We start from the raw sequence: 14,965 nt of genomic DNA on the forward strand, positions 1-14,965 counted from the left end.
GCGCAAGTTCCCCGCAACCCGGACCGTGTCCATTTGCCACACATAAAACAATTAACACCACCCTAGCACGCGGCCGGGACGCCCCGTTAATCGGCGGGCTCGCGGCGGGTAATCGGCGGGCTCGCCGCGGGGCGCTCACGGACCGCATCCGTGTCGGGGTACATGCATCCAAAACGGCGGCTTTCCTGCAGGTATCCCGACACCGATGCCGGCGGGAGTGCTGGCCGGGCGGGCCGGGGAAACCCCGGGAATGCGGAAAGGGGCGGCCCCGCGAATGCGGTGCCGCCCCTCTCCCCCTCAGGGTCGGGTTCCGGGGTTAGCGGAAATCGTTCCCGAGGTCATAGTCATCCATCGGAATGGCGTGGAACTCCGGCGACATGCCGGGCTCGACACCCTCGTAGTCGAAGCCGGTGAACGCGCTGGGACCGGTGAAGAGGTTGGCCTTGGCCTCCTCCGTCGGGTCCACGTTGACCTGGGTGTAGCGGTCCAGGCCGGTGCCGGCCGGGATCAGCTTACCGATGATCACGTTCTCCTTCAGACCCAGCAGCGGGTCCGACTTCCCTTCCATGGCCGCCTGCGTCAGGACGCGGGTGGTCTCCTGGAAGGATGCCGCCGAGAGCCAGGAATCCGTGGCCAGCGAGGCCTTCGTGATACCCATGAGCTCGTCGCGGCCGGACGCGGGCTGCTTGCCCTCGGACACGGCCTTGCGGTTCTCGTTGGTGAAGCGGGAACGCTCGGCCAACTCGCCCGGAAGCAAGCCGGTCTCGCCGGACTCGATGACCGTGATGCGGCGAAGCATCTGGCGGACGATGACCTCCACGTGCTTGTCGTGGATGCCCACACCCTGGGACTGGTACACCTCCTGGACTTCGCGGACCAGGAACTTCTGGGCCTCGCGCGGTCCGAGAACCCGCAGCACCTGCTTGGGGTCGATCGCACCGGAGACGAGCTGCTGGCCAACGGCCACGCTGTCCCCGTCCGCCACGAGCATGCGCGCACGGCGCAGGACCGGGTAGGCGATCTCTTCCGAACCGTCGTCCGGGGTGACGACGATCCGCAGCTGCTTCTCGGCGTCCTCGATGGTGATGCGGCCGGCAACCTCGGAGATCGGGGCGACACCCTTGGGGGTACGCGCCTCGAAGAGCTCCTGGATACGAGGCAGACCCTGCGTGATGTCGTCCGCGGAGGCGACACCACCGGTGTGGAAGGTACGCATGGTGAGCTGCGTGCCGGGCTCGCCGATGGACTGCGCGGCGATGATGCCGACGGCCTCGCCGATGTCCACGGTCTTGCCCGTGGCCAGGGAGCGGCCGTAGCACAGCGCACACGTTCCGACGACAGACTCGCAGGTCAGCACGGAGCGGACCTTGATCTCGGAGATGCCGGCGTTGAAGAGCTCCTCGATGAGAACGTCTCCGACGTCGGACGCGCCCGCTGCCAGCACCTTGCCGTCGGAATCGACGACGTCGGTGGCCAGCGTGCGGGTGTACGCCGAGTTCTCGACGGTCTCGTGCATGCGCACGGTGCCGATCTCGTCGACCGAGGCGATCGGCACGGTCAGGCCGCGCTCGGTGCCGCAGTCGAGCTCGCGGACGATGACGTCCTGCGAGACGTCCACCAGACGACGGGTCAGGTAACCCGAGTTGGCGGTCTTCAGTGCGGTGTCGGCGAGGCCCTTACGGGCACCGTGCGTTGCGATGAAGTACTCGAGAACGGACAGGCCCTCGCGGTACGAGGACTTGATCGGACGCGGGATGATCTCACCCTTGGGGTTCGACACCAGGCCACGGATACCGGCGATCTGGCGCAGCTGCAGCCAGTTGCCTCGGGCCTTGGAGGTCACCATGCGGTTGATGGTGTTCAGTTCCTCCATGCCGGCGCGCATGGCCTCGGCCACCTCGTCGGTGGCCTTGTTCCAGATGTCGATGAGCTCCGTGCGGCGCTCCTCGTCGGCGATGAGTCCCTTGTCGTACTGGGCCTGCACCTTCAGTGCCTGCTCCTCGTACGGCGCCAGGATCGCGGCCTTGTCCATGTTCGACGTGATATCGGAGATGGCCACGGTCACTCCCGAGCGGGTCGCCCAGCTGAAGCCGGCGTCCTTCAGGTTGTCCAGCGTCGCCGCGGTGACGACCTTCGGGTAGCGCTCGGCCAGGTCGTTGACGATCTCGGAGAGCGTGTCCTTGCCGGCAACGCGCTCGACCCACGGGTAGTCGGCGGGCAGGGTCTCGTTGAAGAGCACCTGTCCGATCGACGTCTCGATGAGGGCCGGGGAGCCTTCTTCCCAGCCTTCGGGGGCCGGCATCTCGGCGGACGGAACGAAGCCCTCGACGCGGATCTTGACGACCGAGTTGAGGTGCAGCACACCGGCGTCGAGCGCCATGATCGCCTCGGCGGGGGTCGAGAACACGCGGCCCTCGCCCTTCTCGCCGGGACGCTTGGTGGTCAGGTGGTGCAGACCGATGATCATGTCCTGGGAGGGCAGGGTCACCGGGCGGCCGTCCGACGGCTTCAGGATGTTGTGCGAGGACAGCATCAGGATGCGGGCCTCGGCCTGGGCCTCCGGCGACAGCGGCAGGTGCACTGCCATCTGGTCGCCGTCGAAGTCGGCGTTGAACGCGGCGCAGACGAGCGGGTGCAGCTGCAGGGCCTTGCCCTCGACGAGCTGCGGTTCGAACGCCTGGATGCCCAAACGGTGCAGGGTCGGTGCGCGGTTAAGCAGAACCGGGTGCTCCGTGATGATCTCCTCGAGCACGTCCCAGACCTGCGGACGGTAGCGCTCGACCATGCGCTTGGCGCTCTTGATGTTCTGCGCGTGGTTGAGGTCAACCAGGCGCTTCATCACGAACGGCTTGAAGAGCTCCAGCGCCATCTGCTTGGGCAGGCCACACTGGTGCAGCTTCAGCTGCGGGCCGACGACGATGACCGAACGGCCGGAGTAGTCGACGCGCTTGCCGAGCAGGTTCTGGCGGAACCGGCCCTGCTTGCCCTTGAGCATGTCGGAGAGCGACTTCAGCGGGCGGTTGCCCGGTCCGGTGACCGGGCGGCCGCGGCGGCCGTTGTCGAACAGGGAGTCGACCGCCTCCTGGAGCATCCGCTTTTCGTTGTTCACGATGATCTCGGGCGCACCGAGATCCAGCAGGCGCTTCAGGCGGTTGTTGCGGTTGATCACGCGGCGGTAGAGGTCGTTGAGGTCGGAGGTCGCGAAGCGGCCACCGTCCAGCTGGACCATCGGGCGCAGCTCCGGCGGGATCACCGGGACGGCGTCCAGCACCATGCCCAGCGGGCTGTTGGTGGTGGTCAGGAACGCGTTGACGACCTTCAGACGCTTCAGGGCACGCGTCTTGCGCTGGCCCTTGCCGTTCTTGATGATGTCGCGCAGCAGCTCTGCCTCGGCCTCCATGTCGAACGACTCGAGGCGCTTCTTGATCGCCTCGGCGCCCATGGCACCCTCGAAGAACAGTCCGTACTTCTCGCGCAGCTGGCGGAACAGGCCCTCGTCGCCCTCGAGGTCAGCGACCTTGAGGTTCTTGAACCGGTCCCAGACCTGCTCGAGGCGCTCGATCTCGGCGTCGGCGCGCTTGCGCACCTGGGCCATGGTCTTGTCGGCGAGGTCGCGGGCCTTCTTCTTCTCGGCCGCCTTCGCGCCGTCGGCCTCGAGCTTGCCGAGGTCGTTCTCCAGGTCGCGGGCGATCGCCGCGATATCGGAGTCGCGGTTGTCGACCAGCGTCTTGCGCTGCAGGTCGTGCTGCGCCTGCAGGTTCGGGAGCTCCGCGTGGCGGCGGTCCTCGTCGACGGACGTGATCATGTAGGCGGCGAAGTAGATGACCTTCTCGAGGTCCTTCGGCGCCAGGTCAAGCAGGTAACCCAAGCGCGAGGGAACGCCCTTGAAGTACCAGATGTGGGTCACGGGCGCGGCCAGCTCGATGTGGCCCATCCGCTCGCGGCGCACCTTGGCGCGGGTCACCTCGACGCCGCAGCGCTCACAGATGATGCCCTTGAAGCGCACGCGCTTGTACTTGCCGCAGTAGCACTCCCAGTCGCGGGAGGGGCCGAAGATCTTCTCGCAGAAGAGCCCGTCCTTTTCCGGCTTCAGGGTGCGGTAGTTGATGGTTTCCGGCTTCTTAACCTCGCCGAAGCTCCATCCACGGATCTCTTCCGCGGTTGCGAGGCCTATGCGCATGTGGCCGAATGAGGATTCGCTGGACATATGGTCCCTGTCTCTCTCGTGAAAATTCTTAGAAGAAGTCTGTGCTGCGGCGGACGCTGGTCCGCCGCGGTGGTCTAGTGCGTGTCCGGGAGGGGCGGCGGGGCCGGGCCGTGGGGCCCGGCTCCGCCGTCCGCGCTAGACCTCGTCGACGGAGCTTGGCTCGGCCCGTGAAAGGTCGATGCCCAGTTCCTCCGCAGCCCGGAAGACCTCTTCGTCCGAGTCCCGCATTTCGATGGTCGTGCCGTCGGTGGACAGAACTTCCACGTTCAGGCAGAGCGACTGCATTTCCTTGATGAGGACCTTGAACGACTCCGGAACGCCGGGCTCCGGGATGTTCTCGCCCTTGACGATGGCCTCGTAGACCTTCACGCGGCCGTGGATGTCATCGGACTTGATCGTCAGCAGTTCCTGCAGCGTGTACGCGGCGCCGTAGGCCTCCAGGGCCCAGACTTCCATCTCGCCGAAGCGCTGTCCGCCGAACTGCGCCTTACCACCCAGCGGCTGCTGCGTGATCATGGAGTACGGACCGGTGGAACGGGCGTGGATCTTGTCGTCCACCAGGTGGTGGAGCTTCAGGATGTACATGTAGCCGACGGACACGGCGTCCGGGAACGGCTCGCCGGAGCGGCCGTCGAACAAGCGGGCCTTGCCCGAGTTGTCGATGAGCCGGTCACCGTCGCGGGTAACGGCGGTGTGGTCCAACAGGCCTCGGATTTCCTCCTCCGCGGCGCCATCGAAGACGGGCGTCGCGACGGTGGTCGAACCGGATTCGCGGGGCAGATTCGGCAGGTTCTTGACCCAGTCCGGCTCGCCCTCGATCTTCCAGCCCTGCTTGGCGGCCCACGCGAGGTGGATCTCCAGGACCTGTCCGACGTTCATTCGCCCCGGGACACCCAGTGGGTTCAGGACGACGTCGACCGGCGTTCCGTCCTCGAGGAACGGCATGTCCTCGATCGGGAGGATCTTGGAGATGACGCCCTTGTTTCCGTGGCGGCCGGCCAGCTTGTCGCCGTCCGTGATCTTGCGCTTCTGCGCCACGTACACGCGGACCAGCTGGTTGACGCCCGGGGGCAGCTCGTCGTCGTTGTCGCGGTCGAAGATGCGCACGCCGATGACCGTGCCGGACTCGCCGTGTGGCACCTTCAGCGAGGTGTCGCGGACTTCGCGCGACTTCTCGCCGAAGATGGCGCGGAGCAGGCGCTCTTCCGGAGTGAGCTCGGTTTCGCCCTTCGGGGTGACGCGGCCGACGAGGATGTCGCCCGCCTCGACCTCGGCGCCTATGTGGATGATGCCGCGCTCGTCGAGCTGGGCGAGGATCTCCTCGGAGACGTTCGGGATGTCGCGGGTGATTTCCTCGGCACCGAGCTTGGTGTCGCGGGCGTCGACCTCGTGCTCCTCGATGTGGATCGAGGTGAGGACGTCGTCGGAGACCATGCGCTGGGAGAGGATGATCGCATCCTCGAAGTTGTGGCCTTCCCAGGACATGAACGCGACCAGGAGGTTCTTGCCCAGCGCGAGCTCGCCGTTGTCCGTGGAGGGACCGTCGGCAATGATGCTCTGGTACTCCACGCGGTCGCCCTCGGACACCAGGACGCGCTGGTTGTACGCGTTGCCCTGGTTGGAGCGGGCGAACTTCATGATCGGGTACGCGGACTCGGTGCCGTCGTCGTTCAGGACGGTGACCAGGTCGGCGGAGACCTCGTTCACGACGCCGGGCTGGTCGGCGGTGATCGAGTCGCCGGCGTCGACGGCAACGTACTTCTCCATGCCGGTTCCGACCAGCGGGGACTCCGAGGCCAGCAGCGGCACGGCCTGGCGCTGCATGTTGGCGCCCATGAGCGCGCGGTTGGCGTCGTCGTGCTCCAGGAACGGGATCAGCGCGGTGGCCGCGGAGACCATCTGGCGCGGGGAGACGTCCATGTAGTCGATCTCGGCCGGCGGAACGAGCACGGGCTCGCCGCCGCCGCCGCGCTCGCGGCAGAGGACCAGGTCCTCGATGAACGTGTGGTTGTCCGTCATCGGGGCGTTCGCCTGGGCGATGACGCTCTCGAGTTCCTCGTCGGCGGTCAGGTAGTCGACCTGCTCGGTGACCTTGCCGTCGACGACCTTGCGGTACGGGGACTCGATGAAGCCGAACGCGTTGATGCGCGCGTAGGTCGCCAGCGAGCCGATGAGGCCGATGTTCGGGCCTTCAGGGGTCTCGATGGGGCACATGCGGCCGTAGTGCGACGGGTGGACGTCACGGACCTCCATGCCGGCGCGGTCGCGGGACAGTCCACCCGGGCCCAGCGCGGACAGGCGACGCTTGTGCGTCAGTCCGGCGAGCGGGTTGTTCTGGTCCATGAACTGCGAGAGCTGGGAAGTTCCGAAGAACTCCTTGATCGCGGCCACAACCGGGCGGATGTTGATCAGGGTCTGCGGCGTGATCGCCTCGACGTCCTGGGTCGTCATGCGCTCGCGGACCACGCGCTCCATGCGGGACAGGCCGGTGCGGACCTGGTTCTCGATGAGCTCGCCGACCGCGCGGATGCGGCGGTTGCCGAAGTGGTCGATGTCGTCGACCTCGACGCGCAGGTCGACGGTGGAGCCGTCCCGGGTGCCCGGGACGGTCTTCTCGCCGGCGTGCAGCGCAACCAGGAACTTGATCATCGCGACGATGTCGTCGATGTCGAGCACGGACGCATCCGGAGCGGACAACGGCTTGTCGACACCGAGCTTGCGGTTGATCTTGTAGCGGCCGACCTTCGCGAGGTCGTAGCGCTTGGAGTTGAAGTAGAGGTTGTCCAGCAGCGCCTCGGCCGCGTCGACCGTCGGCGGCTCTCCCGGACGGAGCTTGCGGTAGATGTCCAGCAGGGCTTCTTCCTTGGTCTCCGTCGCGTCCTTCTCCAGGGTGGCGCGGATGGAGTCGTACTGGCCGAACTCCTCAAGGATGCGGCTCTCGGACCAGCCGAGGGCCTTCAGCAGCACGGTGACGGACTGCTTGCGCTTGCGGTCGAGGCGGACGCCGACCTGGTCGCGCTTGTCGATCTCGAGCTCGAACCAGGCGCCGCGCGACGGGATGATCTTCGCGGTGAAGATGTCCTTGTCGCTGGTCTTGTCCGGGGTGCGCTCGAAGTAGGCGCCCGGGGAGCGGACCAGCTGCGAGACGACGACGCGCTCGGTGCCGTTGATGATGAACGTGCCCTTGTCCGTCATCAGCGGGAAGTCGCCCATGAACACGGTCTGCTGCTTGATCTCGCCCGTGTTGTTGTTCATGAACTCGGCCTTGACGTACAGCGGCGCGGCGTACGTGGCGTCGCGGTCCTTGCACTCGGCCATGGTGTACTTCGGGTCCGCGAACTCGGGCTCGGAGAAGCTCAGGGACATGGTGCCCTGGAAGTCCTCGATCGGCGAGATCTCCTCGAAGATCTCGGCGAGGCCGGAGGTGGACGCAACACCCTGGATGCCTTCGGCGATGGCCTGCTCCAGGCGGGCCTTCCAGCGCTGGTTGCCCACGAGCCAGTCGAAGCTCTCCGTCTGGAGCGCCAGCAGGTTGGGCACGTCCAGCGGTTCGTGGATCTTTGCGAATGAGATTCGGCCGGCAGCTTCCGCTGTGCGGGCCGAACTAGCGGTTTCTTGATGAGAGGTGCTCGAGGCGACCAAGATGGATCCTTCCACAGACCGTCAGGTTTCCGGCGCCGACCCCCACCCGGGATGAGGAACCCGGGAGACCACCGTTTTAATCAAGCCCACCGCTATATGAGGACCGAAGGTAAAGAGGGAAGACGCAAACTCTCATACTACACAAGCGCACCTACCATGTCTAACCCGCGGTGACAAGCGCGAGACGGGCCTGCGGAGCGGCGTGTCACGGGCCGAAAGGAGGGGCCGGGACGAGTGACCGAAGAAGGGCCCCGCCGCGCGGGCGGGGCCCTCCCCCTGGGACGCGGAGACTCTCCGCGTCCTTTCCTGGGTGTTCGGTGGCAGCGGGGGGACTGCGACCTACTCCACCTCAGGTCTGGAGGCTCCTGCGCCGGCCCGCGCCGAGTGCGAGGATTCCGGCCAGGAGCAGTGCCAATCCGGCCCAGGCGATGGCCCGGACCTCGGCACCGGTATCGGGAAGGTGTCCCCCGGCGGGAACGACCGACGGCAGTGGTTCCAGCGGCACGAGAGGCGCCGCCGCGCCGCAGAAGCGTACGACGGCGGAGGCCGAGTCGGCGGTCTCCACGATCGTCGCCGTGTTGGTGTGCTCGAGGCACTTGCCCACCGGCGCGGCGACCCGCAGCGGGTATTCGAACACCGCGGGCGTCCCCTCGGCGTTCCAGTCGGCCGTGCCCAGGATCCGCGCCTCGGCGTCCGGATCGCCCTGGTCGTCGCCGATGGTGACGGTGGCGTGCCGCTCGGTGTCCACGGAGAACACGACGCCGGCCCGGGCCGTCGTTTCCCGCTCCGCACCCAGCGCGTCGGTCCAGGCGAGTACCGCCGTGCCGGCGTGGCCGGCCGGGGGTTCGCCCGCGAGATCGCAGACGACCGGCAGGACCACTGTCTTGCCCGGGGCCACCACGATCGTCCCTGTATCCCCTGCCCCGACCTCGCACGCGGCCCCGGACTCGGACCCCCGCGCCGGATCCGGCTCCACGTCCGGATCCAGAGCCAGACCCACGCCCAGAGCGACCGCCATCGGGGTGTAGTCGTTCGGGTTGCGCACGGCGACGGTGCCCTCCAGCGCCCACCCCGAATCGGCGTGCCCGTTGGGCGTGACGGTCACCGTGTACGCGGCGCCCTTGTTGCCGGATCCCACCATCACGGTCTTCGCGTCGGCGCTCTTGTCGATGTTCCAGAGGTACGTGCGCTCCAGAACGCCCCTGACCTCGAGCCGGGCGTCCGGTGCCGCCTCGGCACAGACGTGGACGTCGGCGGACGCGGTCTGGCCCGTCTCGCGCAGGCTCGCGACGTTGGAGAACGCGGTGCAGGTCCCGCCGGTGCCGTCCAGCTCGACCGAGTAGTCGAACCGCGCCGGCGTCCGGTCCGCGTTCCACCGGGCGGTCCCGAGGACGCGCGGCCCGGCGACGCGCGGCTCGGCATCGCGCGCTTTCGCCGCTCCCACCTCGGCATCGCGCTCCGCCAGATGGTCGAGCACCGTGACCGTTCGATCGGTTTCCGTGCCCACCTGGAACTCGACGCCGGCCGTTGCGACGGCGGCCGCCTCGCCGCCGTCGTGCGCCCGCCACTGGGCCGTGGCGATGCTCTTGCCGCTGCGGCCGGGCTCGTCGGCGAAAACACACTCGTAGGCGAGGGGCACGGCGGCTCCGGCGGCGACCGGGACGCTCCCGCCGCCGTCGACCGTGCAGTCCGCGCTCGCTCCCATCCCGGCCCCGTCCGTGACCGTCGCGAGGACGTCCTTGTAGTCGTTGGGGTTGCGCACCGTGATGTCGCCGGAGATCCTCCACGCGGAATCCCGGTGGCCCGCCGGCGTGGCCTCCACCGAGTATTCGGCGACGGCGGGCGTTCCGGCGGCCGTCTCCACGCGGTCCCGGGCGGCCGTCTTGCCGAGCTCCCAGAGGAACTGCCGGTCGAAGACCGCCTCCGCGGTCTTCTCCACGCGCAGCGGCGCCTCGGCACACAGCTCGACCGTCCGGACGGCGGTGGGGTCCGGCGTCGGCTCGCCGTTCCCCGGGCCCTGCGGCGACCGGAGCCGGATGAACGCCGTGTTGGCGAACGTCTCGCAGGTTCCCGCGGCCCCCTCCAGCTCCAGGTCGTAGGCGAACTCCCGCCGCTCGCCGGCGTCGTTCCAACTCGCGCTGCCCAACAGTCGGGGTTCCCCGCCTCCCATGTCGTCGAAGACCTCGACGCCCCTGTCGTATGCGTTGTCGAGCTCGAACGTCACCGGCGACCGCGACTCCAACCGTCCGCGGCCCCAGTCCACGACGACGGTGTTGGTGCCCCGGTAGTCCGGCTTCGCGCCGAACCCGCAGGCGTATGCCAGCACTTTCGTGGTCCCGGGCCGCACCGCGACCGATGCCCCACCCTCGACGTCGCACTCGACGTCGCGCCCCACCTGGGCCATGTCAGCGACGGACGCCGTGATGGCGCCTTCGGCGTAGGAGTTGGGGTTGGTGAGCGCGATGGTGCCCCGAAGCGCCCAGCCCCCGTCGCGGAATCCGTCCGGGACGGCGCCGACCGCGTACCGGAAGGAGTGCTTTCCGTCCTCCCCTGCCTCGGCCTTCGCCGCGTCGACGGACTTGTCGATGTCCCACAGGTAGGTGCGGTCGAAGGTGGCGTGGGCGGTGGTGGCCACCTGGAGCGGCGCCTCGCGGCAGGCCGTGATCTTCTCGTCCTCGGTGTCCAGGACCGCTCCCGGGCCGGCGTCGTTACCGGCCGCCGAGACGTTGGCGATGTTCTTGAAACGCTCGCAGGTCCCTGGCCGGTCCACGGTCCAGGTGTGCCGGTAGGTCCGCGTCTGGGGCTTCATGCCCTCGGCCCAGACCACCGTCCACACCGGGTCGAAGTCGTGGACGCTGTCCGTCACCACCACGGTGCTGTTCACCGGCGTCTTGCCCCAGGTGCCCAGCGTGACGGCGGTTCCGATCGAATCCGTGCCCGACGGCGTCTTCGCCCGGGCGGCGTCCCACGTCACGGTCGCGGTGTTGGTTCCGGCGTAGTTCGGTTGCGAGTCGAACGAGCAGACGTAGGCGAAATCGACCGTCCTGCCCGCCGGGATCGATGCCTGGAAGCCGGCAGCCGGCGACGCGTCGACGACCGCGGTGCCCTGTGGCGCGAGCGCGCCGGACACCACCGGACAGGCCGCGCCGCCGCCGATGTCCGCGGAGTCGGCGACGGTCGCCTCGACCGCCTGCCACGTGTTGGGGTTGCGCACGCTCATGGTGCCGATCATGGCCCAGTCGGTGTCGCGGTACCCCTTGTCCTTGCTCGAGGTGCGTGGTTTGACGGTGACCTTGTACTCCACCGTGACCCTTCCGGTCTCCGGATCGGCCGCGTGGGTTCCCGGCCCGGCCGCGTCCTTGTCGATGTCCCACAGATACGTCCTGTCGAAGCTCGAGACGACGTTCTTGGTGACGTCGAGATCGGCTCCCAGGCAGCGGGTGACCGTCTCGCTGGCCGCGCCCGTTCCGCCGTCGGCCTCCGTGTAGGTCGCGGTGTTGGCGTAGTCGGTGCACCGGCCGGCCACCCCCGGCCATCCGACGTCGTAACGGAACGTCCGGGGCGCCTGCCAGGCCGCGACGACGTTGCCGCCGGCCAGTGCGGACAGGTCCGCGGCGCTGTCGGTGACGGTCACCGAGCCGTCGGTCACCATCGGCGTGGCGTCCGCGAAGTCGTACGACGCCGTTCCGTCCGCCGTCCCGTCCATGCCCGGGTAGCCCGCGGAGTCCCACGTGGCCCGCACCGTGTGGGTGCCTGCCGCGTCGGCGGCGGTGCCGTCCGGGAGCGAACAGGCATAGGTGAAGTCGTCCCCGCCGGCCGGGATCGTCACCGGGGAGGTGACGGCGTCGCCGCCGCCGTTCCGGATCGCGCAGTCGGCGGCGGCCGCCGTGCCGGGCAGCGGGCTGGCGAGCACAACACCGCCAATAGCCACCTCGTTGGGGTTTCCCACCGCAATGGCGCCGGAGAGCGCAAAGCCCCTATCCCTCGGCGCGGAGGCGTCGACAACGACGTCGTATTGGAAGGCCGCGTTGCCCGTGGCCGATTCGATCCGGTCTGCGGAAGCCTCCTTGGTGATGGTCCAGTCGTAGTCGCGGACGTAGGAGGGCTCCACCGTCGTGGCCACGGAGAGGTTGCGGTAGGTGGCCCCGGTGTTGGTGAACGTACACCTGATGTCCGCGCCGTCGGCGACCGGGACGGTGGCCGTCCGTTGTTCCGTGTCGATCGTGGCGGTGGCCCCCTTGCAGGCAAGGCCCGTCAGTTTCCAGCCCGACGGCAGCGATCCCTCGGAGATCGTGGCGGTGCCCGGCGCCAACGTGTAGGTGGTGGCGGAGGGCAGGCCGGTGGAGCCGGTGTCACCGTCGGCGCTGTCGTCGAGCCGGAACGCCACGGTGTCTCCCGTGGCCGGGACGGCGAGGTGGAAGTCGAAGTCGGTGCCGTCCGCGGGGACGGCCTTTTTGACGATCGTGATGCTGCCGTACTGCACGCGCTTCGCGGCGTTCTGGTTGTCCTTGCTGCCCACCGTCTTGCAGTTCAGGCTGCCCAGGGTGACATGGTACGCCGATCCCTTGATCGATCCCGCACCCATCCCCGGGCCGTGGTCCAGCGACGAGGCGATGTGTGCGCTGAAAAACAGTTCGGCGGTTTCGAGGGAGGCCGCGGTGTCCGCCACGTCGAACGTCAGCCGGACGGTGTTGACCTGGTTGTCGCCGGAGCCCGCCCGTGTCTCCACGGCGGTCATCGACGCCCCTGTCATGGAGAAGTGGTCGAGGTAGTCGTAGGCGTAGACGCCCTTGTACTTGACGCGATACGTGAAGGTGAGCTCGTTGTCGCCCGGCCGCAGGTGACTGAACTGCACGCGCTGGTGGGCGAACCCGCCCTCGACCAGGCCGACGGCCAGGTTTCCGTTCGCGAACTCGGTGGAGTCGGACCGCTGCATGAACGTGGCGACCCTGCCGGTGTTCCGGTTCGCATCGCACGCGCCGGCCGCGCCCTTTGATGGGCCTGCCGACGCGGTCGGGCCGGTGGCGGTTTTTGCCGTCGAGACGGGCTGCGCCTCGTGCCCGCGCTCGGGTTTGGGCTCGGTCTCGCGCTCTTGCTCGCGCTCGGATTCGCCCTCGGTGCCCGTTTCCGTTGCCAGTGCGGATTCCACCGCCGCGTTTTCGCTTGCGGGCGGCAGTTCGTCTGCGGCCGCGCCAGAGGCAAGGAGCCCGGTTAGCACCAGGGAACACACGGCGGCCACCGCCGTCGTCTCCCTGATCCAGGCTCCGCTTTTGGGAGCGAAAAACCCCCACCTGCGCTCGCGCACGGCGTTCCCCAATTCCGGCGGTCCCCAAGACCCCCACTAACCACCCGTCGCGAGGCGGTCCGGGATCTCCCGAGATCCCCGGCCCTCCACGCTCCCCCTGGCGTTTATATCCGAGCGTGTTCCCCACCGCCGACGGCCCGGGGGCGGTCAGACGAGAAAACCCGCGCCGAGGCGCGGGTCATGTTGTCAAGGCACGTGTGACGGGAGGGATGCACGGGCGTCGATTTCTTGTCACGGTTGCTCGGGCCGCAACCCGGTCCTCCCGCGGACAAGCGACGATCCGTAGCCGGGTGATGCGTGTGGCAGCACTTCCGAGTTCCCACGCCCGGTCCCCCCCATTTCCCCAATATTGCGGATTCCGATTCCCCGTCGGTATCCGTGGCTGAACTATAAGCATGTGCCCGCACGATAGTGAACCCTCTGGATACGCCATATGAGAAGAATTTTCGGATCGGAACGTAAAGCAGTTTGTCATTATTGGTATAGAGCCGTCGGGGACATCACTCCGATCCGCATGTGACCGGCGCCACGATAGAATGGGGAAAATCCCCAGAGCACCGAAAGTAGGCCTTCCACCATGTCATCAGAGCGCGATCCGGTCATCGTCGGCGGCGCCCGCACACCCTTCGGCCGCCTCAACGGACAGCTGGCGGCGCTCACCGCGGTCCAGCTCGGCGCGAACGCCATCGCCGGCGCACTCGAGCGCTCCGGGGTGCCGGCCGCGGACGTCGACGCCGTCGTGATGGGCCATGTGGTGCAGGCCGGTTGCGGGCAGAACCCGGCCAGGCAGGCGGCAATCGCCGCGGGGATCGGCTGGGACGTCCCGACGGTCACGGTCAACAAGGTGTGCCTCTCCGGGCTGGCGGCCGTCACGGATGCCGCCCGGATGATCCGGCTCGGCGAAGCGGAGGTTGCCGTCGCCGGCGGTCAGGAGTCCATGACGAACGCCCCGCACCTCCTTCCGGGCAGCCGCCAGGGATGGACCTACGGGAACCTCACCGCGATCGATTCGGTCGCGCACGACGGCCTCACCGACGCCTTCGACGGGATCTCCATGGGAGCCAGCACCGAAGCCAAGAACTCCGAACTCGGAATTGCCCGCGACGCACAGGACGAGCTGGCCGCTGCGTCCCATGCCCGCGCGGCCGCCGCGCGCGACTCGGGCGTGTTCGACGACGAAATCGTGGCCGTCGAAGTGCCGCGGCGAAAAGGCGCCCCGCTGGTCGTCTCCGCCGACGAGGGTATACGGCCCGAGACCACGGCCGAGTCCCTGGCCGGGCTGCGGCCTGCTTTCGACAAGCAGGGCACCATCACCGCAGGGAACGCCTCACCGCTCTCGGACGGCGCCGCCGCCGTCGTCGTGGTGTCCCGCGCTTACGCCCGCGAGCACGGGCTCGCCATCCTCGCCGACGTCGGCGAGCCGGGTCAGGTCGCCGGACCGGACAACTCCCTGCACTCCCAGCCCTCCCGCGCCATCGCCGCGGCACTGAAGCGCGCCGGATGGACGACGTCGGAACTGGACTTCATCGAGATCAACGAGGCATTCGGGGCCGTCGCCGTGCAGTCGCTGCAGGATTTGGAATACCCCCACGAGCGGGCGAACATCCACGGCGGCGCGATCGCTCTGGGGCACCCCATCGGGGCATCCGGCGCGCGCCTGGCCCTCCATGCCGCACTGGAGCTGCAACGCCGGGGCAACGGGCGGGCAGCCGTCAGCCTCTGCGGCGGAGGCGGCCAAGGCGAGGCCCTGCTGCTCTCGCGCGAAGTCTCGAGGAGGCTGCGGGCCTAACCCGGGCCCCGGAGCCAGGGGT

At 68.3% G+C, this 14,965-nt stretch carries 4 protein-coding genes; 1 reads left to right on the forward strand and 3 read right to left on the reverse strand.

All coding sequences use genetic code 11. The annotated features are described in order from the left end of the window. Nucleotides 1-316 precede the first annotated feature (316 nt). From AC0QSG_RS07580 to AC0QSG_RS07590, 3 genes are all read right to left on the reverse strand, one after another. A complete protein-coding gene (locus AC0QSG_RS07580; RefSeq protein ID WP_475377160.1) occupies nt 317-4,207 on the reverse strand; it encodes a DNA-directed RNA polymerase subunit beta' in 3,891 nt (1,296 codons plus the stop codon). 135 nt (nt 4,208-4,342) lie between these two features. Beyond that, nucleotides 4,343-7,849: a DNA-directed RNA polymerase subunit beta gene (gene rpoB / locus AC0QSG_RS07585; RefSeq protein ID WP_435728609.1), complete on the reverse strand. Its 3,507-nt coding sequence runs from the start codon at nt 7,847-7,849 to the stop codon at nt 4,343-4,345. A gap of 349 nt (nt 7,850-8,198) precedes the next feature. After that, nucleotides 8,199-12,998: a prealbumin-like fold domain-containing protein gene (locus AC0QSG_RS07590; protein WP_475377161.1), complete on the reverse strand. Its 4,800-nt coding sequence runs from the start codon at nt 12,996-12,998 to the stop codon at nt 8,199-8,201. Between the two features lie 733 nt (nt 12,999-13,731). Here AC0QSG_RS07590 and AC0QSG_RS07595 point away from each other — a divergent pair. Further along, nucleotides 13,732-14,943 carry an acetyl-CoA C-acetyltransferase gene (locus tag AC0QSG_RS07595; protein ID WP_475377162.1) on the forward strand — a complete coding sequence of 404 codons (1,212 nt, stop codon included), beginning with the start codon at nt 13,732-13,734 and terminating at the stop codon, nt 14,941-14,943. Nucleotides 14,944-14,965 lie beyond the last annotated feature (22 nt).

Source organism: Arthrobacter sp. LT660, assembly GCF_056172845.1.

Coding starts and splice junctions, on each gene's coding strand:
- AC0QSG_RS07580 (WP_475377160.1), bottom strand. CDS start 4,207: ATGTCCAGCGAATCCTCATTCGGCCACATGCGCATAGGCCTCGCAACC.
- AC0QSG_RS07595 (WP_475377162.1), top strand. CDS start 13,732: ATGTCATCAGAGCGCGATCCGGTCATCGTCGGCGGCGCCCGCACACCC.